At 64.8% G+C, this 23,454-nt stretch carries 23 protein-coding genes and 1 pseudogene; 15 read left to right on the top strand and 9 right to left on the bottom strand.

The window, feature by feature from the left end; translation table 11 throughout:
• Positions 1-95: 95 nt before the first annotated feature.
• The 4 genes from M5C98_RS22620 to M5C98_RS22605 all read left to right on the top strand — a co-directional run bounded on the left by M5C98_RS22620 (position 96) and on the right by M5C98_RS22605 (position 4,640).
• On the top strand, positions 96-500 hold the full coding sequence (locus M5C98_RS22620) for a hypothetical protein (RefSeq protein ID WP_272549738.1): 405 nt from the start codon (positions 96-98) through the stop codon (positions 498-500).
• Between the two features lie 191 nt (positions 501-691).
• On the top strand, positions 692-3,145 hold the full coding sequence (locus M5C98_RS22615) for a hemagglutinin repeat-containing protein (protein WP_272549736.1): 2,454 nt from the start codon (positions 692-694) through the stop codon (positions 3,143-3,145).
• Complete coding sequence (locus M5C98_RS22610; RefSeq protein WP_272549735.1) at positions 3,142-3,645, top strand: Imm42 family immunity protein; 504 nt, start codon at positions 3,142-3,144, stop codon at positions 3,643-3,645. The genes M5C98_RS22615 and M5C98_RS22610 overlap by 4 nt, the downstream gene beginning before the upstream one ends.
• A 206-nt stretch (positions 3,646-3,851) precedes the next feature.
• Positions 3,852-4,640 (top strand): hemagglutinin repeat-containing protein, encoded by a 789-nt coding sequence (locus M5C98_RS22605; protein WP_272549734.1) that lies wholly within the window; start codon positions 3,852-3,854, stop codon positions 4,638-4,640.
• A gap of 236 nt (positions 4,641-4,876) precedes the next feature.
• Here the strand turns inward: M5C98_RS22605 and M5C98_RS22600 are convergent, their stop codons facing one another.
• From M5C98_RS22600 to M5C98_RS22585, 4 genes and pseudogenes are all read right to left on the bottom strand, one after another.
• Complete coding sequence (locus M5C98_RS22600; RefSeq protein ID WP_272549732.1) at positions 4,877-5,515, bottom strand: MBL fold metallo-hydrolase; 639 nt, start codon at positions 5,513-5,515, stop codon at positions 4,877-4,879.
• A gap of 317 nt (positions 5,516-5,832) precedes the next feature.
• A complete protein-coding gene (locus M5C98_RS22595) occupies positions 5,833-6,609 on the bottom strand; it encodes a carboxymuconolactone decarboxylase family protein (RefSeq protein WP_442867207.1) in 777 nt (258 codons plus the stop codon).
• Positions 6,587-7,042: a (R)-mandelonitrile lyase gene (locus tag M5C98_RS22590; protein WP_272553374.1), complete on the bottom strand. Its 456-nt coding sequence runs from the start codon at positions 7,040-7,042 to the stop codon at positions 6,587-6,589. The genes M5C98_RS22595 and M5C98_RS22590 overlap by 23 nt, the downstream gene beginning before the upstream one ends.
• Before the next feature lie 41 nt (positions 7,043-7,083).
• A pseudogene (locus M5C98_RS22585) lies at positions 7,084-7,516 on the bottom strand ((R)-mandelonitrile lyase).
• A gap of 100 nt (positions 7,517-7,616) precedes the next feature.
• Between M5C98_RS22585 and M5C98_RS22580 the strand changes: the two are divergent.
• Positions 7,617-8,540 carry a LysR family transcriptional regulator gene (locus M5C98_RS22580; RefSeq protein WP_272549730.1) on the top strand — a complete coding sequence of 308 codons (924 nt, stop codon included), beginning with the start codon at positions 7,617-7,619 and terminating at the stop codon, positions 8,538-8,540.
• Here M5C98_RS22580 and M5C98_RS22575 read toward each other — a convergent pair.
• Entirely contained in the window at positions 8,524-9,423 is a 900-nt protein-coding gene (locus M5C98_RS22575) for a LysR family transcriptional regulator (RefSeq protein ID WP_272549729.1), read from the bottom strand. The genes M5C98_RS22580 and M5C98_RS22575 overlap by 17 nt on opposite strands.
• A 168-nt stretch (positions 9,424-9,591) precedes the next feature.
• Between M5C98_RS22575 and M5C98_RS22570 the strand changes: the two genes are divergently transcribed.
• The 4 genes from M5C98_RS22570 (at position 9,592) to M5C98_RS22555 (ending at position 12,966) form a co-directional block, all read left to right on the top strand.
• A complete protein-coding gene (locus M5C98_RS22570) occupies positions 9,592-10,737 on the top strand; it encodes an alpha/beta hydrolase (RefSeq protein WP_272549728.1) in 1,146 nt (381 codons plus the stop codon).
• A gap of 89 nt (positions 10,738-10,826) precedes the next feature.
• Positions 10,827-11,957 carry an MFS transporter gene (locus M5C98_RS22565; RefSeq protein ID WP_272553373.1) on the top strand — a complete coding sequence of 377 codons (1,131 nt, stop codon included), beginning with the start codon at positions 10,827-10,829 and terminating at the stop codon, positions 11,955-11,957.
• Positions 11,954-12,487 carry a cyclophilin-like fold protein gene (locus tag M5C98_RS22560; protein WP_272549727.1) on the top strand — a complete coding sequence of 178 codons (534 nt, stop codon included), beginning with the start codon at positions 11,954-11,956 and terminating at the stop codon, positions 12,485-12,487. The genes M5C98_RS22565 and M5C98_RS22560 overlap by 4 nt, the downstream gene beginning before the upstream one ends.
• Positions 12,484-12,966: a cyclophilin-like fold protein gene (locus M5C98_RS22555; protein WP_272549726.1), complete on the top strand. Its 483-nt coding sequence runs from the start codon at positions 12,484-12,486 to the stop codon at positions 12,964-12,966. Before M5C98_RS22560 ends, M5C98_RS22555 begins: the two co-directional genes overlap by 4 nt.
• 94 nt (positions 12,967-13,060) lie before the next feature.
• On the opposite strand, the gene M5C98_RS22550 is transcribed toward M5C98_RS22555, so the two are convergent.
• Positions 13,061-13,876 carry an exodeoxyribonuclease III gene (locus M5C98_RS22550; RefSeq protein ID WP_272549725.1) on the bottom strand — a complete coding sequence of 272 codons (816 nt, stop codon included), beginning with the start codon at positions 13,874-13,876 and terminating at the stop codon, positions 13,061-13,063.
• Between M5C98_RS22550 and pyrE the strand changes: the two genes are divergently transcribed.
• A complete protein-coding gene (pyrE, locus tag M5C98_RS22545) occupies positions 13,875-14,573 on the top strand; it encodes an orotate phosphoribosyltransferase (RefSeq protein WP_272549724.1) in 699 nt (232 codons plus the stop codon). The genes M5C98_RS22550 and pyrE overlap by 2 nt on opposite strands.
• A gap of 5 nt (positions 14,574-14,578) precedes the next feature.
• Complete coding sequence (locus tag M5C98_RS22540; RefSeq protein WP_442867206.1) at positions 14,579-15,247, top strand: DUF4124 domain-containing protein; 669 nt, start codon at positions 14,579-14,581, stop codon at positions 15,245-15,247.
• A gap of 36 nt (positions 15,248-15,283) precedes the next feature.
• Here M5C98_RS22540 and gatB read toward each other — a convergent pair whose 3' ends face one another.
• Genes gatB through gatC form a run of 3 tightly spaced genes read right to left on the bottom strand, consistent with a single transcriptional unit; the run spans position 15,284 to position 18,559 of the window.
• Positions 15,284-16,744: an Asp-tRNA(Asn)/Glu-tRNA(Gln) amidotransferase subunit GatB gene (gene gatB / locus M5C98_RS22535; RefSeq protein ID WP_272549723.1), complete on the bottom strand. Its 1,461-nt coding sequence runs from the start codon at positions 16,742-16,744 to the stop codon at positions 15,284-15,286.
• 2 nt (positions 16,745-16,746) lie between these two features.
• Entirely contained in the window at positions 16,747-18,249 is a 1,503-nt protein-coding gene (gene gatA / locus M5C98_RS22530) for an Asp-tRNA(Asn)/Glu-tRNA(Gln) amidotransferase subunit GatA (protein WP_272549722.1), read from the bottom strand.
• Positions 18,250-18,259: 10 nt separating this feature from the next.
• The gene (gatC, locus tag M5C98_RS22525; RefSeq protein ID WP_272549721.1) at positions 18,260-18,559 is read right to left on the bottom strand and encodes an Asp-tRNA(Asn)/Glu-tRNA(Gln) amidotransferase subunit GatC; all 300 of its coding nucleotides are present in this window, start codon (positions 18,557-18,559) and stop codon (positions 18,260-18,262) included.
• 207 nt (positions 18,560-18,766) lie between these two features.
• On the opposite strand from gatC, the gene M5C98_RS22520 reads away from it, so the two are divergent.
• The 4 genes from M5C98_RS22520 (at position 18,767) to mrdA (ending at position 23,442) form a co-directional block, all read left to right on the top strand.
• Positions 18,767-19,810 carry a rod shape-determining protein gene (locus M5C98_RS22520; protein WP_092745880.1) on the top strand — a complete coding sequence of 348 codons (1,044 nt, stop codon included), beginning with the start codon at positions 18,767-18,769 and terminating at the stop codon, positions 19,808-19,810.
• Positions 19,811-19,986: 176 nt separating this feature from the next.
• Positions 19,987-20,904 (top strand): rod shape-determining protein MreC, encoded by a 918-nt coding sequence (gene mreC, locus M5C98_RS22515; protein ID WP_272549720.1) that lies wholly within the window; start codon positions 19,987-19,989, stop codon positions 20,902-20,904.
• 31 nt (positions 20,905-20,935) lie between these two features.
• The gene (gene mreD / locus M5C98_RS22510; RefSeq protein WP_272549719.1) at positions 20,936-21,454 is read left to right on the top strand and encodes a rod shape-determining protein MreD; all 519 of its coding nucleotides are present in this window, start codon (positions 20,936-20,938) and stop codon (positions 21,452-21,454) included.
• A gap of 47 nt (positions 21,455-21,501) precedes the next feature.
• Entirely contained in the window at positions 21,502-23,442 is a 1,941-nt protein-coding gene (gene mrdA / locus M5C98_RS22505; protein ID WP_272549718.1) for a penicillin-binding protein 2, read from the top strand.
• The last annotated feature ends 12 nt before the right edge of the window (positions 23,443-23,454 follow it).

Genomic DNA, 23,454 nt, shown 5'->3' with positions numbered 1-23,454 from the left:
TAATGAGTATGGCTTTGGTTGCCTGCGGCACCGAACCCCGACGCCTCTACGCCCAACAACCGGGCGATGCCACCGTCCACCTCCATTCCAAAAACATGCCCATGGCCGTCGGCTATTCCCTGAGCAGCAGCGAAGTGCCTTGCGAGGGCTTCGAATACGTGGGCTCCGTTCGAGACGACGGCAAAAGCTCCCTGCTGCCCTGGGTCGCCTCATTGAGCAACGCGCTCAACGGCGTGCCCACCGAGCGGCAGGCCCGAGTACCAGCGGGCAAGCCGGTGCAGGTCAAGGGCTTTTCCTACTGGTCGGACAAGTACAGCAAAGGCTCGTGCGGCCCGGTCGCTCGGCAATTCGTCGCCCAGCCCTCGGGCATTTACCGGGTGGACTTCGTCTGGTCCGGACCTGCGGCCTGCACGATGCGCGTGACGGACGTGGCCGTACCTGAATTGCCCAAGGATGTGCCCGTTCAAAGTTTGAGTTGCCCTCGGCCGCCAGGGCTGTAGGCACAGCCCTGCGTCCCTGAACAGTGGCCAATCGTGCCTCTGCAATGAATGGCCTTCGGCGCGCTTGGGCGGCGGTGCTGCTGGCGGGGGCGCTGCCGCTTGCCCAGGGGTATGAGCAAAAAAGCCCTCCAGTGCAAGTGGATCTAGGGCATATTGCTATAAATTCAGTAGCAAATGTGGCTGTGGTCGTTATGACGACCGACCACCGCAACGAAAGCCAGCGGGCGGCGGCCTCCAGCGTGCAAAGCCAGGGAGGCAACGTGGCGCTGGTGGCGGGCAACCGCTACGAGCAGGAGGGCTCGGCAGTGCTGGCCAAGGGCGGCGCGCGCACCCAGGCCCTTGGGGTGGCTGCCATCGGCCTCAATGCCTACAACAACGCCAAGGACCTGGGCAACGCGGGGCAAGCCCTGCTGAACGGCGACCCCCTGGCGGGAGCCAGCTTCAACATCAGCCTGGGCAGCAGCCAAAGCCGCAGCACCAGCGCCTACCAGGTGGACAGCGCCGCCGGCTCGGTGGTGCGGGCGGACGGCAACGTGCACATCACCGCCACCGATGGCGACCTGCGCGTGCGCGGCAGCGATGTGGAGGCGGGCAAGAACGTGGGCCTGATCGCGCAAAAGGGCAACATCGTTTTAGAAGCGTCGGAGAACCGCTTTGCGGAACAGAACAGCCGCAGCAGCAGCTCGGGCAGCATCGGCGTGAGCATTGGCGCGGTGGGCGTGAGCGTGAACGCCAGCGCCAGCCGGGCGAGGGGCCAGGGCAGCGGCGAGAGCGTGAGCTACACCAACACGCACGTCCGCGCGGGCGGCACGGCCAGCGTGCAGAGCGCGGGCGACACCACCCTGCGCGGGGCCACCCTCGTGGCCGACGCCGTGCGGGCCGACGTGGGCGGCAACCTTGCCATCGAAAGCCTGCAGGACACCAGCCGGTACAACGAGACCAGCCGCAACAGCGGCTTCGGGATCAGCGTGCCCATTGTGGGAGCGGGTCGCGTGGGCGGCAGCATCACCGCGGGGCGCACGCAGATCGACAGCGACTACCAAAGCGTGGGCGAGCAAAGCGGCATCCGTGCCGGCAATGGCGGCTTCGACGTCAACGCGCGGGGCAACACCGACTTGAAGGGCGGGGCCATCACCAGCACGCAAGCGGCCATCGATGGCGGCAAGAACACGTTCGGCACCGGCGGCACGCTCACCATGAGCGACCTCGATAACCGGGCCAGCTACAACGCCAGCGGGTTCGAAGTGACCGTGGGCGTGGGCAGCCAACTGGGCAGCAGCGGAGCGGGCGTGGGCAGTGACAAGGGCAACGCGCAAAGCACGAGCCGCGCGGGGATCTCGGGTGTTGCGGGCCACACCGAGGCCCGCACGGGGGATACAGAGACGGGGATCAAACCCATCTTCGACAAGAACCGGGTGAGCGATGAGGTGAATGCGCAGATCACCATCACGCGGGAGTTCGGACGGCAAGGCAGCACGGCTTGGGGCAACTACGCCACGCATCAATACGCACAAGCGCTGCAAAACGGCGATGAGGAAGGCGCCGAATGCTGGGGTCCCTCGGGCACCTGCCGTGCGGTGGGCCATGCGCTGATTGGTGGCGCCGCGGGTGGCGTGGGCGGCGCGGTGGGCGCCGGAGTCACTTCCATGACCGCACCCCAGGCGCAGGCGCTACTGCGTGGTTCGGGACTGCCCGAGCCGATGGTGCAAGCCCTGGTGCAGGGCTATGGCTTGGGCGTGGGTGGGGCTGTGGGTGGAAGCTCCGGCGCGGCTGCTGGGGGCAATGAAGCTGCCAACAACACGGCAGCGTTTGCTGTACGGCTCATCAAGGAGGGCGGCGGGGTGGTGCTGGCCACCTGTTTTGCGATGCCTGCTTGCGCCAAGAATGTCGGCCCTGAGTTGATCTCTGCGGTGCAGGATTTGCTGCGTGTGGGCGAAGCGGTCGATGAAACCGTGCTGCGAGGCTGCCGAATCACCCCGGCGTGCATGGCCGCTGCGGCGGTGATGGGCGTGAACGTCTTTGGTGGTACGCCGGGCAAGCCTGGGACGCCGGTGCAAGGACCCAACAACACGGGCGGGGACCAGACGGAGAATCCGATACCCGGTGGGAACTCGACGACCAAGCCGAATGAAGGGCCGCGTGGAGGGAATAACACTGGAGGGAATCAGATCGCTGATCCGAAGCCTGGTAGCAATAACACCGAGAGTCCGATTCCAGAGCCTCAAGGGCCTGGATTGGTTTTTGCTTCTCCAATAACCCCTGTGCCTAATCCAGTTGTAGCTGGAAATGGTTTGACATATGGATCAAATGATAAGCATACTCCAGGTGCTCCGGGATCAGGTCGAAATCAAGGCGTAGAGCCTAGAAATTCGTTGGATTTGTTTAATGATTCAATGCCATCATTTAAAAATCCAGATAATGTTCGATATACGACGGATTCGAATGGTGATGTCCATAGGTTTTCCAATGATGGAAATGGAAATGGAAATGGAAATGGAAATGGAAATGGAAATGGAAATTGGCATTGGTCTGGATCTACGAGCGATACAAACAATCCGTTAAATAGAAACATCATTCCGCCGCAAAATGCTAGGCAGCCTACTTCTGATCGGGTGCCAATTTATTCAAACAGGGGGAGTAAATGATTTTTGGTAATCCATACGATTTTGCGGTTGGGTGGGATTTGGTTAAGGATTGGGACGTGCAGCAGCCTAGGTTTTACGAGGGTGTGATTTACATAATAATTAATGGCTCGATCGTGCCTCGAGATAAATTACTGTCAGTAGATGTTTGGGCTAACTTGCGCGATCTAAATGATTCCATATTCTCACATCGGCGGCAAAATATGGATCTTAGATTTTCTAAAAAATCAAATTATGCGTATAGGCAATTATACAAATATAGCTTTATGAATAAACTGGAGGCCAATTGGGAGTATAGGGCGGATTGTGATGCGATTGCTGATAATGGATGTAATTTATTTTTGGTAAAGCATGCTGACCATGATTGCTTGTATGTAGGCAAAGATGGAGAATGTATAAATTCAATAAATACTCCAGATGGATATTTTGCGAAGGTTGTAAAAGAAGCTGCTTTTGCATTTTTTGAGAAGTACCCATCCGCGAAGCGATTTGGTTCTCTGTAGCCAAACGATTTCATAATTATTTTAAAAGGGCGGGTTCAAACCTGAAGCGCAACGCTCTGAGGCTCACTTTCATGTCAAAGCGCATTTGTCTTGCATTGGGCCTTGCGCTGCTGACCAAGATGGCCTCGCCATCTTGGAGTCATGAGCTAAAAAGCCCTCCAGCGCAATTGGATCTAGGGCATATTGCTATAAATTTTGTAGCTAATATGTCTGTTGCCGATACGGCGACCGACCACCGCAACGAAAGCCAGCGTGCGGCGGCCTCCAGCGTGCAAGCCCAAGGAGGCAACGTGGCGCTGGTGGCGAGCAACCGCTACGAGCAGGAGGGCTCGGCGGTGCTGGCCAAGGGCGACGTGAGCATCGTGGGCAAAACGGTGGACATCCACGAGTCGCGGGAACTGGAGCGTGACCTGTTCGAGACGCGGGCCAAGCAAAGCGGCCTCACGGTGAGCGTGGGCAGCCCGCTGATCGACTTCGGCATGACCGCGGGGCGCGTGGGCCGGGCCATCGGGCGCACCAGCGATGCGCGCACCCAGGCCCTGGGCGTGGCGGCCATCGGGCTCAATGCCTACAACAACGCCAAGGACCTGGGCAACGCGGGGCAAGCCCTGCTGAACGGCGACCCCCTGGCGGGAGCCAGCGTCAGCGTCAGCATCAGCCTGGGCAGCAGCACCAGCGCCTACCAGGTGGACAGCGCCGCCGGCTCGGCAGTGCGGGCCGACGGCAACGTGCACATCCCCGCCACCGATGGCGACCTGCGCGTGCGCGGCAGCGACATCGAGGCGGGCAAGAACGTGGGCCTGATCGCGCAAAAGGGCAACATCGTTTTAGAAGCGTCGGAGAACCGCTTTGCCGAAAAGAACAGCCGCAGCAGCAGCTCGGGCAGCATCGGCGTGAGCATCGGAGCGGGCGGCGTGAGCGTGAACGCCAGCGCCAGCCGGGCGCGGGACCAGGGCAGCGCCTTCTTGCACGATGAGGCGCACCGTAACGGCTAAGCCCTTCGCTCATCCAGCGCCAGGAACCCCTCGGCCTCTCAAGCATGGCGCGGCGTGAGCACTGTGGTCAATGGAAAAGCGGTCGCGGGCCAGGCACCATCACCTTGTGTGCGGCCATCTTCACCGTCAAAGCCCATATGAGTCTGGTCCCCGGCACGGGACGTGTGGCTGCAAGGCCCAGCGAAACGGCCAGCCGATCACAAGCCCGCCAAAACTCATATCAACGTCCAGACCGATCAGGTCCCTCCGACATAAGGGTTGCTCACCCGTTCTCGCCCAAAGCTGCTTTCGGGGCCATGCCCTGGAATGAAAATGGTCTCGTCACCCATGGGCCACAGACGCTGAACGATGCTGTCGATGAGTTGTTGGTGGTTGCCCTGCGGAAAGTCCGTGCGGCCGATGCTGCCGGCAAACAACACATCCCCCACGAACGCCCGCTTGATCTGCGGTGCATGAAACACCACATGGCCCGGCGTGTGGCCGGGGCAGTGGCGGACGGCCAGCGTCTCGTTTCCGACCTGCACCGTGTGGCCATCGTCCAGCCATCGTGTGGGCGTGAACGCTTCTGCGGGCGGAAAACCGAACATTGCGCTTTGCTGGGGCAAACCGTCGATCCAGAACTGATCCCCCGGGTGGGGGCCGATGATGGGTAGGGAGAGGGTTCGGGACAGCTCTCCGGCACCGCCCGCGTGATCGATGTGTGCATGGGTCAGCCAGATCTGCTCGAGTTTCAAGCCGCGTTCTTCGACATCGGCCAGCAGCTTGTCCAGGTCGCCCCCCGGGTCGATCAACGTCGCCTGCTGGGTGGCATCGCACCACACGATGGAGCAGTTCTGCTGAAATGCGGTGACCGGACGCGTGTGGTATTGAAGCATGGTGAAAAGATGGGAAGAAGAATGCTGAATCTTGCGCCAAGATGGGCCGAACCTACGTTCTGTGGCGGCTGTCGTGGATCGTTCAATCTTTCTGGGCGGGCGGGCGGGCGGGCGGGCGGGCTGGCTGGCTGGATGAAGCCCGCGGCACGTCTGATGGCCGCCATGGCCGAAAACCCAAGTCTAGCCAACCGGTCCAGGGGGCATGAACGCGTCCAGAGAAGCCGGCAGGGCCGGCCGCAGCACCCCATAGGCGGCTCCGTGTCCGCGATTCACCGACGCGTGTGCACGGCCCCCGAAGCGACAACCATCGGGCTTGTCTACCGCCCGGCTCGGGCCGCCATTTGGCGAGCCAGCGCCTCCCGTGCCCTCGTGGCAGCCTCCGCACTGACGTGGTCTGCCAACACCTGCGTCATTTGCCGCAGCTGATCGGCGGTGAGGCCCACATTCATGCTGATGCCCATGTGCGACTGCACCTGCGATTCAGCGCCCTGCAGCACGGATAGCATCCCGAGCGTGGCGAGTTCACGGCTTTGCCAGTCGAGGTTGTCTCGCTCGAAGATATCGCCGAAGAGATGCGTCTTGAGGTATTCGTCGATGGCAGGTGCGAACTCGAAAAGAGCCCCTTTCACCGGGCTGCCGACCAGTTGGGTTTGATTGGCCGTGCCGGCTTTCAGCAAAGCATCCCCCTGGGGGATGGTGCGGCTCGGCGGGCGCCCCGGTGCATCCTGCATGCCCCGTCGCACCCGGGCCTCGACGACCTTCATCAATTCGCCAATGGCATTCAGGCTGCGCGGAAACCCCGCGTAGGCGTAGAGCTGCACCAGCACTTCCTTCGCATCGCTCACGGTGAGCCCTGCGTCCAGGCCGCGGTTCAACGCGTCATGGAGGCGCGGCATGTCGCCGGCGGCACCGAGCGCTGCGATCGGGATGATGGCCTGCTGCCGGATCGAGAGGGTTTCGGATGGGGATTGCGGCTGTGTCATGGCTTTGGGGTCTTCGGAGGGTGGGGCCGCTTGGGCGAATGCAGCCGAGAGGCCGAGCGCGAGGCCGATGGCGACTTGCGCGGACCGTTTAGCGTGCTGTGTATTGCTCATCGCTGACCTTTTCCATCCATTCCACGCTTTTGCCGTCCCGCGTTCCTGTGACCGCGAGGTGGGTCATGGCGGTGGTGGGTGAAGCGCCGTGCCAATGCTTGATGCCCGGAGGGCACCACACCACATCTCCCGGGCGAAGCTCCTGCATCGGCTGGCCCCACACCTGCGTTCGGCCCATGCCCGACACGACGACCAGTTGCTGGCCGGCGGGATGGGTGTGCCAGGCCGACCGGGCGCCGGGCTCGAAGGTCACATGGGCCCCCGATGCGCTGATGCCGGCGCTCGCGGGCCACAGCGGGTCCACGCGCACGCGGCCAGTGAAGAAGGATTCGGGGCCGGCGGCGGAGGCATGGGCACCGGCGCGGGTCACCGATTGCCCGGCTGTGGCCGCCGGTGCGGGTGGCTCTGCTGCCACTGCAACGCACGCCTGCATGACCGCAAGGCAGCAGCCGACCGATGGATAAAGGCAGCGTTTCAATTGGCACCTCCAGCTTCTGCATTGCCGGACGGCCCGGCGAAATATTCCACGTCGGTGACGTGTTCCAGCCAGACGACGTTCTTGCCGTCCCGTGCCTCGGTCACTGCGATGTGGGTCATCGCCGTCGTGGCGGTGGCGCCGTGCCAGTGCTTGTGGCCGGGCGGGCACCAGATGACGTCACCGGCGCGAATCTCCACGATTCGGCTCGCCTTCGCATTGGGTCCAGCCGCAGCCAAAGGTGACGATCAGCGTTTGGCCCAGCGGGTGGGTGTGCCATGCGGAGCGCGCGCCGGGTTCGAAGGTCACGGCAGCGCAGGAGGTGCGTGCCGGTTCAGGCGGGTCGTTCAGCATGTCGATGCGAACCGTGCCAGTGAAAAATTCGGCAGATCCTTTGGCGGACGGCCGGACGCCGGGGCGGATGAGTTGCATGGAAGGGGCCTTTTTTGTGAGCGGTGAACCGACCTTATTTGGAAATCATTGGGGTGAGAAGAGGACAAAATCGGCATACACCCGTGAAAAATAGACACCAATGGCCAGAGAAAATCTGAACGATCTGCAAGCATTCGTCGTGGTCGCGCGCGAGCGCAGCTTCACGCGGGCGGCAGCGCAAATGGGGCTGTCGCGTTCCGCTTTAAGCCACGCGATGCTGGCCCTGGAAGCCCGGTTGGGCGTGAGGCTCCTCACTCGGACCACGAGAAGCGTTTCGACGACCGAGGCCGGCGAGCGATTGCTCGAGACAGTGGCGCCGCGCCTGCTGGAGATCGAGGCCGAACTCGGTCAGCTCAGTGCGCTGCGCGACAAGCCCGCCGGCACGGTGCGCATCACCGCGCATGACCATGCGATCACGACCGCGCTCTGGCCACGGTTGCTGCCGTTACTCAAGCAGTACCCCGACATCCAGATCGAGTTCAGCGTCGATTACGCCTTCACCGACATCGCGTCGCACCGTTTCGATGCAGGCGTGCGCGTTGGAAACCGCGTGGACAAGGACATGGTGGCCGTCCGCATCTCGCCGGATCTGCGCATGGCGGTCGCCGCCTCGCCCGAATACCTTGCGGGCAAAAAGCCCCCTAAACAACCGCAGGACCTGACCTCGCACCGCTGCGTCAATCTGCGGCTGCCCACCCGGGGCAATCTGTATGCATGGGATTTCGAGAAAGGCAAGAAGTCGGTGAGCGTGCGCGTACAGGGCCAGACCGTGTTCAACAACACCTCCTTGATGCTTCAGGCGGCGCTCGACGGCATGGGCTTCGCGTACGTGCCTCTCGACCTCATGCAGCCGCACATCGACGCGGGCCGGCTGGTTCCTGTGCTGGAGGATTGGTGGCCCTGTTTTCCGGGCTATCACCTCTACTACGCGAACAGGCGCCAGATCGCACCGGCGCTGGCGCTGGTGATCGAGGCGCTGAGGCACCGCGGACCCGGGCGGCCTGCCGCTACCGTGGCGCGCTGAAGCGCAGCGCTTTCACCACCAGCGAGAACGCAGGCGACGGTTGGCGCTTGCTGGGGTAGTACAGGTGGTAGCCGGCGAACTTCGGGCACCAGTCCTGCAGCACCCGCACCAGCCGGCCTGCGTCGATGTGCGCCATCAGTTCATCTTCCGGCAGCAACGAAAGGCCGAGCCCGGCCAGCGATGCGTCCACCTGGGGCGGAGCGGTATTGAAGACCAGTGGTCCGTCAACGCGGACGTTGAGCTTGCGGCCCCGCTTTTCGAAATCCCAGACGTACAGCCCGCCGGAGGTCGGCATGCGCTGGTTGATGCACTGGTGTTTTGTCAGGTCTGCCGGCGTCCTGGGGATGGGATGGACCGCGAAGTAGTCGGGTGAGCCCACCACCGCCATCTGCAGCGGCGGGCCGATGGGCACGGCGATCATGTCTTTGTCGATCGTATTGCCCATGCGCACGCCCGCATCGAAGCGGTCGGCCACGATGTCGCGAAAGCCATAGTTCATGTCGAACTCCAGCTTGATGTCCGGGTACTCGCGCAGGAGCGGCATGAGCTTCGGTAGCAGCACCGTGTGCAGCACGTTGTCGCCGCAGGTGATTCGCACGGTGCCGGCGGGCTTGTCGCGCAATTCGGTCAGCGCCTGCAGCTCGGCCTCGATCTCGTCGAAGCGGTGGCCGATCGCTTTCATGAGGCGTTCGCCGGCCAATGTCGGTGCGACGCTGCGCGTCGTGCGCGTGAGCAGGCGGATCTGCAATCCTTCTTCCAGCCCGCGGATCGCTTGGCTCAGTGCCGATTGCGTCACGCCGAGGATGCCGGCCGCCTTGGTGAAGCTGCCTTCGCGGGCCACGGTCACGAAAGCCAGCAGGTCGTTGAGATTGCGTCGTGGCATGGGGTTCTCCGGCATGTTGACTGATTAGCAGGGCTGATCAATGTATTAAGCATTCATTAACTAGTCAATTTGCCTTCCGATCGGCAAACTTCTTCAGCGGTGCCGAACACCTGCCGGGCGATGCAGCGGATGCGCGCCCGCTGCACCCCATCACAAAGGACATCGACCATGAAACATTCCACGGACAACCCCTCCGCCGCCATTGCAGAGCAAGCCGGCAATGCATCCGATCGCCGCGGCTTTCTGAAGATGGCTGGCACCGGCGTGGCTGCGATGGGCATGCTTTCGGCGGCTGACGCCGCACTGGCTGCGACGGCCCAGCAGAGCACCCAGCGGCCCGGCGGGGCCGACAATTTCTATGCAAGTAGCGAGGTCACGGTGCAGAAGGTCACTTTCAAGAACCAGTACCAGATGGCCGTTGCAGGCAACCTCTTCGTTCCCAAGGCCTTGGACCGCGACCAGCGCAGCCCGGCCATCGTCGTGGGCCATCCCATGGGCGCAGTGAAGGAGCAAGGCGCGAATCTCTACGCGACGAAGATGGCGGAGCAAGGCTTCGTCACACTGTCGGTGGACCTCGCGTTCTGGGGCGGCAGCGGTGGCCAGCCCCGCAATGCGGTCTCGCCCGACCTGTACGCCGAGACCTTCAGCGCTGCGGTCGATTTCCTTGGCGGCCAGGCGTTCGTGGACAAGCAGCGGATCGGTGCCATCGGCATTTGCGGCAGCGGCAGCTTCGTCATCAGTGCGGCGAAGATTGATCCGCGCATGAAGGCCATCGCCACAGTCAGCATGTACGACATGGGGGCCGCCAACCGCGATGCGCTCAACCACTCGCAGAGCCTGGAGCAGCGCAAGCAGATCATCGCTGCGGCCGCCGAGCAGCGGCAGGTGGAATTCAATGGTGGCGCGGTCCATTACACCGGCGGCACCGTCCTTGCGCTGGCGGCCGATACGCATCCCATCCAGCGCGAGTTCTTCGATTTCTATCGCACGCCGCGCGGCGAATTCACGCCAAAGGGCGCTTCTGCGCGGACCACCACGCAGCCCACCTTGACCAGCAACGTCAAGTTCATGAACTTCTATCCGTTCAACGACATCGAGATGATCTCCCCGCGGCCCCTGCTGTTCATCACGGGTGACCAGGCTCATTCCAGGGAATTCAGCGAAGACGCCTACCAGCGCGCAGCAGAGCCGAAGGAGCTCTACATCGTTCCGGGGGCCGGTCACGTGGATCTCTATGACCGCGTCACGCTGATTCCGTTCGACAAGCTGGCATCGTTCTTCAACAAGCATCTTGCCGCGGTGGGCGCCCGATGACGGCGCAAGCCATCGGCTCGGCGGCAGGCAGCGCCGACGCTGAGCAATGGGACGGCGCGCCGCCAGCACATTGGGGTGGTGTCTTTGCGATGGCGCTGTGCGTCTTCGCGCTGATCGCCTCGGAGTTCATGCCTGTCAGCTTGCTCACGCCGCTGGCGTCAGACCTCAAGGTGACCGAAGGCATGGCCGGACAGGGCATCGCCATCTCCGGCGCCTTCGCCGTCCTCATGAGCCTGTCCATCCCGGCGATCGCGGGGAGGTTCGACCGCAAGGTGCTGCTGCTGTCGCTGACCGCATTGATGTGCCTCTCCGGGGCCATCGTCGCGCTCGCCCCCAACTATCCGACATACATGGCAGGCCGGGCGTTGATCGGCGTCGTCGTCGGTGGCTTCTGGTCGATGTCGGCGGCGACGGCCATGCAGCTCGTGCCGCCCTCCAAGGTCCCGCAGGCGCTCGCGATTCTCAACGGTGGCAACGCGCTGGCGACCGTCGTGGCGGCGCCGCTGGGCAGCTACCTGGCCTCGCTCGTCGGCTGGCGCGGCGCGTTCTTCTGTCTGGTGCCGATCGCGATGACCGCGTTCGTCTGGCAGTGGTTCAGTCTGCCAGCGATGCACCCGCAGGCCCGCGCAAACGGTTCGGGCAACGTCTTCGAACTCTTCAAGAGCCGGCCGGTCGTGTTTGGCATGCTGGCGGTGGGCGTCTTCTTCATGGGGCAGTTCGCGTTGTTCACGTACCTCCGGCCATTCCTGGAGACGGTGACACGTCTCGACGTGTCGTCTTTGTCGCTCTTGCTGCTGACGTTGGGTGTCACGGGCTTCATCGGCACCACGGCCATCGGCCGATGTCTGAAGATCGGGTTTTACGGCACGCTGACGATCATTCCGGTGCTGATGGCTGCAATCGCCGTGGCGCTCGTCGCCGTGGGCGCGTCGGCCACCGCCACGACGGTGTTGCTCGGCATCTGGGGCTTGGTGGCCACCGCCGCGCCGGTGGGATGGTGGCTTTGGATTGCACGAACGCTACCGCAGGACGCCGAGGCCGGCGGCGGGCTCATGGTGGCGGTGGTGCAGCTTTCCATCGCACTGGGCTCCACGGTGGGCGGCTTGCTGTTCGACGGCATCGGCTACCGGGGCACCTTTGCATTCAGCGCCGGCCTGTTGCTGGTCGGCGCGTTCCTGGTTTTCTTGACGGCGCGTGCAGACCGCACGAAATCAACATGACCCAACACCTCAGTCCGTTTGCCATGGCGATCCAAATCCGCCGATCGTGGTGCCTGCGTCTTGCGGGCTTGTTCATCGGTGCGGTGGTGCCAGGGGGCAGCCACGCTGCCGAGGGCGCGCTGGCCGACATGCGCGCTGCCGCTGTCGCGGATGCCGGTGCAGCACCCATGGAATCGAAGAGGTCCACCATGCGGATAACCATTGGCGAACGCCGCTTTGCCGTTACCTTGGCCGACACGGAGGCCGCCCGTGCATTCGCTGCGCAACTGCCGCTGACGCTCGATATGACCGATCTCAACGGCAACGAAAAGAAGTTCGACTTGCCAAACGGACTGCCCTCGAGTCCGAGCCGGCCGGGAACGATCCACAACGGCGACCTCATGTTGTACGGCACGAACACGGTGGTCCTCTTCTACCTGAGCTTCGGCTCGCCGTATTCGTACACCCGCCTTGGCCGGGTGGACGACCCGAATGGTTTGGCACAAGCGCTCGGCCGGGGCCGGGTCAAGGTCGGATTTTCAAGGCAGTGACGGCCGGTGCACGCTCGCACGGCACCCCGTTCGTCAAGGCCGATCCGGACTTGGGCCGGGCGAGGGATCTTTCACGCGGCCGGTCGAAGGATGCGCTGGCTTTGACAGGGGGAAATCGTATGACTGCTATCCGGATCACCATCGAAGGCGACACCGTGGCAACGGGAAGGCTCGACCACAACGACAGCGCCAGCGACTTCGCCGCGTTGCTCCCCCTCGACCTTCTTTTGACGGACTACGCATCAACGGAAAAGATCGCAGACTTGCCAAGCCGGCTGTCGATCACCGGCGCACCGCAGGCGTACACGCCTTCTGCCGGTGACATCAGTTTTTATTCGCCTTGGGGCAATCTCGCGATTTTCTACGAGGATGGAAGGCTTTCGAGCGGTCTCGTCCGCTTGGGGCGGCTTGATTCAGGAATCGATGCCATGCGTCGCATCGGTCCGTTGGCGGTGAGAGTGGATCTGGCCGAGCAATGACGGTGGCGTGGCGGCTTTTCATCGACGCAGCCGGCATCGGCGCATCGCTTGTGGGGGTGGACCCTACGCAGAGGGTTCGCAGGCTTCGTCGGCATCAAAGTTGAAAGTCGTAGTCCACCGTGATGGGGGCGTGGTCTGAAAACTTCTCGGTCTTGTAGATGTGTTCAGCGCGGGCCAGGGCCGCGATGGCGGGTGTGGCCAAGTGATAGTCCAGCCGCCATCCCACGTTGTTCGCATAGGCCTGTCCCCGGTTGCTCCACCACGTGTAGGCGGTGTCCGTGGCGTCAGGTTGTAACTGACGGTAAACGTCTATCAGTCCGCCGCCTTCATCAGTTATGTGCAACAACTTTGTCATCCACTCGCGCTCCTCGGGAAGAAAACCGCTGTTCTTCTGGTTGCTGCGCCAGTTTTTCAGATCGATGGCCTGATGGGCGATGTTGATGTCGCCACAGAGGATGAACTCTCGTTCGCCCTTGGTGCGCATGAGGTGGGGGTGGAATTCGGCCAGGAACCGGAACTTGGCCCGCTGGCGCTCTTCGCCCGACGAGCCGCTCGGAAAATAGGCGCTGATGATCGACAGCTTGCGCGCGGGCGTGTCGAAGCGGGCTTCCACATAGCGGCCCTCGGCATCGAACTCCTCTGACCCGTAGCCGATGCGCACATCGCTCGGCTCGTGGCGCGAGTAGATGCCCACGCCCGAATAGCCCTTCTTGGCCGCGAAGTGAAAGTGCCCTTTCAGGCCCGCCAGGTGCTCGAAGCGGCCCAGCATGTCGGCCGACTGCGCCTTGATTTCCTGCACGCAAATACAATCCGGCCGCGTTGCGGCGATCCATGCCTCCACCCCCTTGGATGCGGCGGAGCGGATGCCGTTGAGGTTGAGGCTCGTTAACTTGAAAAGGGGTGAATCCATGGTGACAGACAAAGCGCAATCGGTGGAACAGGACCGCCTGGCGCAGGACTTCGTGCAATTCGCCGTGGAAGCGGGGGTGCTGCGCTTCGGCGAATTCAAGACCAAGGCAGGCCGCTTGAGCCCGTATTTCTTCAACGCCGGGTTGTTCGACGACGGCGCCAAGATGGGCAGGCTGGCCGAATTCTATGCAAAAGCCCTGCTGGCCAGCGGCATCGAGTTCGACATGGTGTTCGGCCCGGCGTACAAGGGCATTCCGCTGGCGGCCACGGTGGCCGTCGAGTTGGCGCGGCACGGGCGCAACGTGCCCTTTGCCTATAACCGCAAGGAAGCCAAGGACCACGGCGAAGGCGGCACGCTGGTGGGTGCCCCGCTGCAGGGCCGCGTGCTGATCGTGGACGACGTGATGTCCGCCGGCACCGCAGCGCGCGAGTCGATCGCGCTGATCCGCGCCGCGGGCGCAGAGCCCCATGCCATGGCCATCGCCCTCGACCGGCAGGAGAAAGCCACCGAGAACGGCCAGGACGTGGAGCACAGCGCCGTGCAGTACGTGCGCGACCATCTGGGCATGCATGTATGCACCATCGCCAAGCTGGCAGATTTATTGCAGTATTTGGCGCAGAGTGGGGAGCCGGGCGTGCACACCCACCATGAACACGTGCTGGCATACCGCCAGCGCTACGGAGTGCAAGGGGGGTAGTTCATTTGATCAAGACGGCCTGGAGCCTCGGCGGGTTGGCGATCGTCCTTTCGGGTCTGGCGGGCGCGCCGGCCTGGGCGCAGCCGAGTGGTTCTTCGACCGCCGGCATCTATACCTGCGTGAATGCCCAGGGCCGTCGCCTGACGGCGGACCGCCCCATTGCCGAGTGCGTGGACCGCGAGCAGCGGGTGCTGGGCCCTTCGGGCACCGAGCGCCAGCGCCTGGGGCCCACACTCACCGACCAGGAGCGTGCAGCCCTGGAGGCCCAGCGCCGCAAGGAGGCCGACGAGCGCGCCCGAGCCGCCGACGAGCGCCGCCGCGAGCGTGTGCTGGTGGCCCGCTACCCGGACCAGGCCTCGCACGATGCCGAACGCGCCGCGGCCATCCAGCAGGTCAACGAAGTCACGGCTGTTGCCGAAAAGCGCGTGGCCGACCTGCAGCGCCAGCGCAAGGCGCTCGATGCCGAAATGGAGTTCTACCGCCGCGATCCGAGCAAAGCGCCCATGCTCCTGCGCCGCCAGATCGCCGAGCAGGAGGACGCCCTGGCAGAGCAACAGCGATTCATCGCCGGCCAGGAGCAGGAAAAGCGCCGCGTGCACCAGCGGTTCGACGCCGAACTGGTGCAGCTCAAGAGCCTTTGGGCGGGGCAGCGCCCCGCCATGCCTTCACAGTAAAGGCCCCCTTCCCCGGTGGCCGGGGCAGGGTGGGCGTCAGGAAGACGCCGCTGCGAGCCGGGCGCGCAGCAGATCGTTCACCTGCTGCGGATTGGCCTTGCCCTTGCTGGCCTTCATGGCCTGGCCCACCAGGGCGTTGAAGGCCTTGTCCTTGCCGGCGCGGAACTGGGCCACGTTGTCGGGGTTGGCGGCGATCACGTCGTCGATGATCTTTTCCAGCGCGCCGCTGTCGTTCATCTGCTTGAGGCCCTTGGCCTCGATGATCGCGTCCACATCGCCCGCAGCCGCATCGCTCCACAGCGCGTCGAACACCTGCCGGGCGGCATTGTTGGAGATCGTGCCATCGGCGATGCGGGAGACCAGTTTCGCCAGTTGGGCGGCGCCCACGGGGGCCGAGGCGATGTCGGCCTCGCCGGCATTCACCCGCCGCGACACCTCGCCCATGATCCAGTTGCTGACCAGCTTGGGTTGCTGGCTGGCCTGAGCGGCCGTTTCGAAATAGGCTGCCATCGCCTTCGACTGGGTGAGCGTGGTCGCGTCGTATTCCGGCAGGCCGTAGTCGGCCACGAACCGCGCGGCCATGCTGCGGGGCAGCTCGGGCATCAGCGCGCGCTGCTCGTCCACCCATTGCTGCGAAATCTGAAGCGGTGGCAGGTCCGGATCGGGGAAATAGCGGTAGTCGGCCGCGTCTTCCTTGGTGCGCATGGCGCGCGTCTCGCCCGTGCCGGGGTCGAACAGCACCGTGGCCTGCTGGATCGCGTGGCCGTCCTCGATCTGCTCGATCTGCCAGCGGATCTCGTAGTCGATCGCCTGCTGCATGAACTTGAAGCTGTTCAGGTTCTTGATCTCGCGGCGCGTGCCCAGCGGGGCTCCGGGCTTGCGCACCGAGACGTTGGCGTCGCAGCGGAACGAGCCCTCCTGCATGTTGCCGTCGCAGATGCCGATCCACGTCACGATCTTGTGCAGTTCCTTGGCGTAGGCCACGGCCTCTTCGGACGAGCGCATGTCGGGCTCGGTCACGATCTCCAGCAGCGGCGTGCCGGCGCGGTTCAGGTCGATGCCGCTCTGGCCGATGAAGTCTTCGTGCAGCGACTTGCCCGCGTCTTCCTCCAGGTGGGCGCGCACGAGCTTCACGGTCTTCTTCTCGTCACCGAGGAAGAACGACACCTCGCCGCCCTGCACCACGGGGATCTCGAACTGGCTGATCTGGTAGCCCTTGGGCAGATCCGGATAGAAGTAGTTCTTGCGGGCGAAAACGCTCTCCGGCGCAATGGTGGAGCCCAGAGCCAGTCCTAATTTGATAGCGCAGGCCACGGCCTCGCGGTTCATCACGGGCAGGGTGCCCGGCAGGGCCAGGTCCACCGCGCAGGCCTGCGTGTTGGGCGCCGCACCGAAGGCGGTGGGGGCGCGGCTGAAAATCTTGGATTTCGTCGCAAGCTGGGTGTGGGTCTCGAAGCCGATGACGACCTCGTAGCCGTGGATCAATTTGGCAGTCATGTTCAGAATCCTCCCGGCGTGCGGAGGTGGAAATCGGTGGCTTGCTGCAGGCGGTGCGCCGCATTGAGCAGCCGGCCTTCCTGGAAGTAGTTGCCGATCAGCTGCAGCCCCACGGGCATGCCGTCCTCGCCGAAGCCGGCGGGCACGCTCATGCCGGGCAGGCCGGCGAGCGAGGCGGGCAGCGTGAAGATGTCGGCCAGGTAGTCGGCCAGCGGGTCGTTGCCGTGTTCGCCGAGCTTCCAGGCCACCGTGGGCGCCACCGGGCCGGCGATCAGGTCGCACGACTGGAAGGCATTCTGGAAGTCGTCGGCGATCATGCGGCGGATCTTCTGCGCCTGCAGGTAGTAGGCGTCGTAGTAGCCGTGCGACAGCACGTAGGTGCCGATCATGATGCGGCGCTTGACCTCGTCGCCGAAGCCCTCGGCGCGCGTCTTCTTGTACATGTCCACCAGATCGGTGTAGTCGCTGGCGCGGTGGCCGAACTTCACGCCGTCGAACCGCGAGAGGTTGGACGAGGCCTCGGCCGGTGCGATCACGTAGTACACGGGAATGGACAGCTCGGTTCGCGGCAGGCTGATGGGCACCAGTTGCGCGCCCAGCTTTTCGTATTCCTTGAGCGCGGCGTCCACCGCGGCGCGCACGCCGGGCGCCAGGCCTTCGCCGAAGAACTCCGCCGGAATGCCGATGCGCAGGCCCTCGATGCCGTCGTTCAGTTGGCGGGTGAAGTCCTGCGCCGGCAGATCGAGCGAGGTGGAGTCGCGGTCCAGGTCCGGGCCGCAGATGGCCGACAGCAGCAGGGCGCAGTCCTCGGCGGAGCGGGCCATGGGGCCGGCCTGGTCCAGGCTGGAGGCGAAGGCGATCATCCCGTAGCGCGAGGCGCGGCCATAGGTCGGCTTGATGCCCGTGATGCCGCAGAACGAGGCGGGCTGGCGGATCGAGCCGCCCGTGTCGGTGCCCGTGGCGGCAGGCGCCAGGCGCGCGGCGACGGCCACGGCGCTGCCACCCGACGAGCCGCCCGGTACGCGGCTGGCGTCCCAGGGATTGCGCACCGGCGCGGGCGCATCGAAGCCCACGGGGGCTATGGCGGAGTTCTCGTTGGCCGAGCCCATGGCGAACTCGTCGCAGTTGAGCTTGCCCAGCGTGACGGCGCCGGCGTGGGCCAGTTGGCCGACCACGGTGGCGTCGAAGGGCGACTGGTAGCCGGCCAGCATCTTGGAGCCGGCCGTGCTGGGAAAGTCGCGCGTGACGAAGATGTCCTTGTGCGCGATGGGCACGCCGGCCAGCGGGCCCGCCGTGCCGGCCGCGATGGCCGCGTCCTGCGCGCGGGCCTGCGCCAGGGTGGCTTCTTCGTTCAAGGCGACGTAGGCGCCCAGGTTCTGGTGGGCCGCGGCGCGGGCCAGGAAGTGCTGGGCGGCCTCGACGGCGGAGACCCGGCGCTCGCGCAGTTCGGTGGCCAGGGCGGCCACGCCCAGGTCGTGCAATGCGGTGTTGGAGTGGGTGGTCATCGCGGCGCCCTTATTCGATGACCTTGGGGACGAGGAACAGGCCGTTTTCCACGGCCGGCGCGCTGCGCTGGTTGGCCTCGCGTTGATCGGGTTCGCTGGCGATGTCCTCGCGCAGGCGCAGGGCCACGGCCTGGACGGCGGCGACCGGGTGCGCAAGGGGTGCGATGCCGGTAGTATCCACAGCCCGCATCTTCTCGACGATGCCGAAGAAACCGTTGATCTGCGTGAGCATGCGCTCACTGTCGTCCGAACTCAAATCGAGCCGCGCCAGATTGGCGATGCGACCGATGTCCTGGGGTGTCAGTGCCATAGGGGAAGGGGGGTGGGAAACCGGATGTAAAGCTGAAATCCGGGCCATGCCGGAGGGAGTTATTCACAGGGGATGCGGTATTATCCCGGCTTTGCCGCAATACCCTCCCAACTGCCGGTCATTGTGCGAAAAAATCCAATAAACACCCCCTAATATCACCCGGCGATGGCAGGCCGACGTGCATGCCGTGCCTGAGAGGATTTTTGAATGTTCGGAGCTTTCCGTCGGTACTTCTCCACCGACCTTGCGATTGACCTTGGCACCGCCAACACCCTGATTTTTGCCCGCGACAAGGGCATCGTGCTCGATGAACCCTCGGTCGTCGCCATCCGCCACGAAGGCGGCCCCCACGGAAAGAAAGTCATCCAGGCCGTCGGCCGCGAAGCCAAGGCCATGCTGGGCAAGGTGCCCGGCAACATCGAAGCCATCCGCCCGATGAAGGACGGGGTGATCGCGGATTTCGTGATCACCGAGCAGATGATCAAGCAGTTCATCAAGATGGTGCACCCCCGCACCCTGCTCACCCCCAGCCCCCGCATCATCATCTGCGTGCCCTGCGGCTCCACCCAGGTGGAGCGCCGCGCCATCAAGGACGCGGCCGAGGCCGCCGGCGCCACGGCGGTGTACCTGATCGAAGAGCCCATGGCCGCCGGCATCGGTGCCGGGCTGCCCGTCTCCGAAGCCTCCGGCTCCATGGTGGTCGACATCGGCGGCGGCACCACCGAGGTGGGCGTGATCTCGCTGGGCGGCATGGTCTACAAGGGCAGCGTCCGCGTGGGTGGCGACAAGTTCGACGAAGCCATCATCAGCTACATCCGCCGCAACTACGGCATGCTGATCGGCGAGCCCACGGCGGAAGCCATCAAGAAGAACATCGGCTCGGCCTTTCCCGGCTCCGAAGTGCGCGAGATGGAAGTCAAGGGCCGCAATCTCAGCGAAGGCGTTCCGCGCAGCTTCACCATCTCCAGCAACGAAGTGCTGGAGGCACTCACCGACCCCCTCAACCAGATCGTTTCCGCCGTCAAGAACGCGCTGGAGCAAACGCCTCCCGAACTGGGTGCCGACATCGCCGAGCGCGGCATGATGCTCACCGGCGGCGGCGCCCTGCTGCGTGACCTGGACCGCCTGCTGGCCGAAGAAACCGGCCTACCGGTGCTGGTGGCCGAAGACCCCCTGACCTGCGTGGTGCGCGGGTGCGGCATTGCGCTGGAGCGCATGGACCGCCAGGGCAGCATCTTCACGAGCGAGTGACACGGCCGGCCCCGGGCGCGAAGCCCGGGCGTTTGGAAAAAGACATGGATCAACCGATGGCCGCCCACCTTCCGCCCCTGCCGGGTGTGCGAGGCTGCGGGCGGGCCGTGGCTGGTTCATTGATGCCGCCTTCGGCCGCAGCGCGGCCTGTCGCCTGATCCATCGGCCCGCCTGCCATGCCCCTCGGTACGCTCGAACGGTCCGCGCCGTCCTTCTTGAAGCAAGGGCCTTCGCCACGCTCCCGCCTTGCCCTCTACAGCGCCCTGGCGCTGTTTTTGATGGTGGCGGATGCCCGGTTCCAGGTGACCGATCCGCTGCGCAAGGCCGTGGCCGTGGCGCTCTACCCGCTGCAGTGGGCCATGCTGCAGCCGGTGGAGTTCGCCAGCAAGGGCGCGGGCTACTTCCAGACGCTGCAGGTGGCCCAGGCCGATGCCGACACCGCCCGCCGCAACATGGCGCAGATGTCGGAGCGCGCCAACCAGGCCGAGCAGCTTTTGCAGGAGAACGCGCGGCTGCGCAAGCTGCTGGACCTGCGCGAGCGCCTGACCACGCCGTCGCAGGCCGCGCAGGTCATCTACGATGCCGCCGACCCCTACACCCGCCGCGTGATGATCGACCAGGGCCAGGTGGCCGGCGTCGAACTCGGCTCGCCGGTGATGGACGAGTCCGGCATGCTGGGCCAGGTGACGCGCGTGCATCCGTTCTTGAGCGAGGTCACCTTGCTCATCGACCGCGACCAGGCCATTCCCGTGATGAACCTGCGCACCGGGGCCCGCAGCGTGGCCTATGGCGATCCGGTCATCGCCCACGGCGGCGGAATGGAGCTGCGCTTCATGCCCGGCAATGCGGACGTGCAGGAAAACGACCTGCTCACCACCAGCGGCGTGGACGGCCTGTACCCGCCGGGGCTGCCCGTGGCCCGCGTGGTGCGGGTGGAGCGGCGCGCCGACTCGGCCTTCGCCCGCATCTACTGCGCGCCGCTGGCGCAGGTGAACGGGGCCCGCCACGTGCTGGTGCTCAAGCCGCTGACGGCCGATCTGCCGCAGCGCCCCGCGCCCGCACCGGCCGCGCCGGTCCGAAAGGGGCGCCGATGATCCGCAACGTCCGCCGCCCTGGAAGGTCCGCATGATCATGCCCCGCGGGCAGCAACTGCTGCTGCCGGTCAGCCCCCTGTTCATCGTCGCCAGCCTGCTGGTGGCGCTGGCGTTCAACATGCTGCCGCTCGGGCGCGTGGTGTGGACGCCCGACCTCGTCATGGTGCTGCTCGTGTTCTGGGGCGTGCACCAGCCGCAGCGCGTGGGCATGGGCGTGGCCTTTGCCATGGGGCTGTGCATGGACGTGTACCAGACAGCACTGCTCGGGCAGCACGCCCTGGCCTACTGCGCGCTGATGTACGGCGCCCTTTACATGCACCGCCGCCTGCTGTGGTTCAGCGTGCCGTCGCAGGCGCTGCAAGTGTTTCCGCTGTTCATTGCTGCCCATGCGATCGAGCTGTTGATCCGCATCGTGTCGGGCGGCATCCTGCCCGGCTTCGAGGGCCTGGTGGCGCCGTGCCTGGAGGCCTTGCTGTGGCCGCTCGCCAGTTGGATACTGCTGGCGCCGCAGCGCCGCCCGCCCGACCGCGATGAAAACCGCCCGCTGTGAGCGTGGTTTCCGCCCGCACCCTGAACTGACCTGACCGTTTCGCCGACATGACCGAACTGCGCAACACCGAAGCCGATGCGTCGCGTTTCCGCACCCGCGTTTTCGTGGTGGCGCTGGTGGTGTTGATGGCGCTGTGCCTGGTGGTGGCGCGGCTCGTGTACCTGCAGGTGGTGCGCCACGACGACCTGGCCGAGCAGGCCGAGAGTAACCGCACGGCCGTGGTGCCCATCGTGCCCAACCGCGGGCTCATCATGGACCGCAACGGCGTGGTGCTGGCCACCAACTATTCGGCCTACACGCTGGAGATCACGCCCTCCAAGGTCGAATCGCTGGACGACACCATCGACGCCCTGTCCAAGGTGCTGGACATCCACCCGCGCGACCGCCGCCGCTTCAAGCGGCTCATGGACGAGTCGCGCAACTTCGAATCGCTGCCCATCCGCACGCGCCTGTCCGATGAGGAGGTGGCGCGCTTCACGGCGCAGCGCTACCGCTTTCCTGGCGTGGACATCAAGGCCCGGCTGTTTCGAAACTACCCGATGGGCGAGGTGGCCAGCCACGCGATCGGCTACATCGGCCGCATCAACCAGCGCGAGAAAGAGCGCATCGACGAGTCGGAAGACGCGGCCAACTACCGCGGCACCGACCATATCGGCAAGCTGGGTGTGGAGCAGGGCTTCGAGAGCACCCTGCACGGACAGACCGGCGTGGAGCGCATGGAAACGTCCGCCGGCGGGCATGCGGTGCGGCGCCTGGCCAGCCACCCGGCCACGCCGGGCAATACGGTGATGCTGTCCATCGATATCAAACTGCAGAAGATGATCGAGGAGATGTTCGGCGAACGCCGCGGTGCGCTGGTGGCCATCGATCCGCGCAACGGCGAGGTCGTGGCGCTGGTCAGCAAACCCACGTTCGATCCGAACCTGTTCGTGGAGGGCATCGACAGCGAGAACTGGCAGGCGCTCAACGAATCGATCGACAAGCCGCTGCTCAACCGCGCGCTGCGCGGCACCTACCCGCCGGGCTCGACCTACAAGCCGTTCATGGCGCTCGGCGCGCTGCAGCTGAACAAGCGCTCCCCCACGCAGGTGTACAACGACCCGGGTTTCTACACCTACGGCGGCCACACCTTCCGCAGCCACGAAGGCGGGCTGGGCGGGGTGGACATGCACCGCGCCATCCAGTTCTCCAGCAACACGTACTTCTATTCGCTGGCCGTGGACATGGGTGTGGACGCCATCCACGACTTCATGAAGCCGCTCGGTTTCGGGCAGGCCACCGGCATCGACATCAACGGCGAGGTGCGCGGCGTGCTGCCCAGCACCGAGTGGAAGCGCAACACCTACAAGCGCCCCGAGATGCGCCGCTGGTATTCGGGCGAGACGGTGTCGCTGGGCATCGGCCAGGGGTACAACAACTTCACCATGCTGCAGCTGGCGCTGGCCGAGGCCACGCTGGCCAATGGCGGCACGCGCTACCGGCCCCACCTCATCAAGGCCATCAAGGACACGGTGACGGGCCAGGTCACCGAAGTGCAGCAGCCTCCCGGGCAGGACCTGGGCTTTTCGCCCAGGAATGTGGAGATCGTTCGCAATGCCCTGGTCGCAGTGAACAAGGGCGGCACCGGCACGCGCGTGTTCGCGGGCGCCCCTTACACCTCGGCGGGCAAGACCGGCACGGCGCAGGCCGTGAGCCTGGGGCAGAACGTCAAGTACAACGCCAAGGCGCTCGAAGACCACCAGCGCGACCACTCGCTGTTCGCGGCCTTTGCCCCGGCTGAAAACCCGCGCCTGGCGCTGGCGGTGATCGTGGAGAACGCCGGCTTCGGCGCCGCGCATGCCGCGCCCATCGCGCGGCGCGTGTTCGACTACTGGCTGCAGGGCGACTACCCCAACGAGCAGGACATGGCCGCCGTGCGCAAGGGCCAGGCGGCGGCACCCATCGGCACGCCGCTGCGCGCGGCCGACGTGCCGCTCATCGACCCCTGATGCGCCGCGCCG

The sequence above is a fragment of the Acidovorax sp. NCPPB 3576 genome (assembly GCF_028473605.1).
Classification (GTDB): Bacteria; Pseudomonadota; Gammaproteobacteria; order Burkholderiales; family Burkholderiaceae_C; genus Paracidovorax.
The sequence above is the reverse complement of the archived record's forward strand: the minus strand, read 5'-3'. Positions and strand labels throughout refer to the sequence as shown.

What these genes read in the sequence shown, in the direction of transcription:
- M5C98_RS22620 (WP_272549738.1), top strand. Translation starts at nt 96, where the DNA reads ATGCCCATGGCCGTCGGCTATTCCCTGAGCAGCAGCGAAGTGCCTTGC.
- M5C98_RS22615 (WP_272549736.1), top strand. Translation starts at nt 692, where the DNA reads ATGACGACCGACCACCGCAACGAAAGCCAGCGGGCGGCGGCCTCCAGC.
- M5C98_RS22610 (WP_272549735.1), top strand. Translation starts at nt 3,142, where the DNA reads ATGATTTTTGGTAATCCATACGATTTTGCGGTTGGGTGGGATTTGGTT.
- M5C98_RS22605 (WP_272549734.1), top strand. Translation starts at nt 3,852, where the DNA reads ATGTCTGTTGCCGATACGGCGACCGACCACCGCAACGAAAGCCAGCGT.
- M5C98_RS22600 (WP_272549732.1), bottom strand. Translation starts at nt 5,515, where the DNA reads ATGCTTCAATACCACACGCGTCCGGTCACCGCATTTCAGCAGAACTGC.
- M5C98_RS22595 (WP_442867207.1), bottom strand. Translation starts at nt 6,609, where the DNA reads ATGAGCAATACACAGCACGCTAAACGGTCCGCGCAAGTCGCCATCGGC.
- M5C98_RS22590 (WP_272553374.1), bottom strand. Translation starts at nt 7,042, where the DNA reads ATGCAGGCGTGCGTTGCAGTGGCAGCAGAGCCACCCGCACCGGCGGCC.
- M5C98_RS22580 (WP_272549730.1), top strand. Translation starts at nt 7,617, where the DNA reads ATGGCCAGAGAAAATCTGAACGATCTGCAAGCATTCGTCGTGGTCGCG.
- M5C98_RS22575 (WP_272549729.1), bottom strand. Translation starts at nt 9,423, where the DNA reads ATGCCACGACGCAATCTCAACGACCTGCTGGCTTTCGTGACCGTGGCC.
- M5C98_RS22570 (WP_272549728.1), top strand. Translation starts at nt 9,592, where the DNA reads ATGAAACATTCCACGGACAACCCCTCCGCCGCCATTGCAGAGCAAGCC.
- M5C98_RS22565 (WP_272553373.1), top strand. Translation starts at nt 10,827, where the DNA reads ATGGCGCTGTGCGTCTTCGCGCTGATCGCCTCGGAGTTCATGCCTGTC.
- M5C98_RS22560 (WP_272549727.1), top strand. Translation starts at nt 11,954, where the DNA reads ATGACCCAACACCTCAGTCCGTTTGCCATGGCGATCCAAATCCGCCGA.
- pyrE (WP_272549724.1), top strand. Translation starts at nt 13,875, where the DNA reads ATGGTGACAGACAAAGCGCAATCGGTGGAACAGGACCGCCTGGCGCAG.
- M5C98_RS22550 (WP_272549725.1), bottom strand. Translation starts at nt 13,876, where the DNA reads ATGGATTCACCCCTTTTCAAGTTAACGAGCCTCAACCTCAACGGCATC.
- gatB (WP_272549723.1), bottom strand. Translation starts at nt 16,744, where the DNA reads ATGACTGCCAAATTGATCCACGGCTACGAGGTCGTCATCGGCTTCGAG.
- gatA (WP_272549722.1), bottom strand. Translation starts at nt 18,249, where the DNA reads ATGACCACCCACTCCAACACCGCATTGCACGACCTGGGCGTGGCCGCC.
- gatC (WP_272549721.1), bottom strand. Translation starts at nt 18,559, where the DNA reads ATGGCACTGACACCCCAGGACATCGGTCGCATCGCCAATCTGGCGCGG.
- M5C98_RS22520 (WP_092745880.1), top strand. Translation starts at nt 18,767, where the DNA reads ATGTTCGGAGCTTTCCGTCGGTACTTCTCCACCGACCTTGCGATTGAC.
- mreC (WP_272549720.1), top strand. Translation starts at nt 19,987, where the DNA reads ATGCCCCTCGGTACGCTCGAACGGTCCGCGCCGTCCTTCTTGAAGCAA.
- mreD (WP_272549719.1), top strand. Translation starts at nt 20,936, where the DNA reads ATGATCATGCCCCGCGGGCAGCAACTGCTGCTGCCGGTCAGCCCCCTG.
- mrdA (WP_272549718.1), top strand. Translation starts at nt 21,502, where the DNA reads ATGACCGAACTGCGCAACACCGAAGCCGATGCGTCGCGTTTCCGCACC.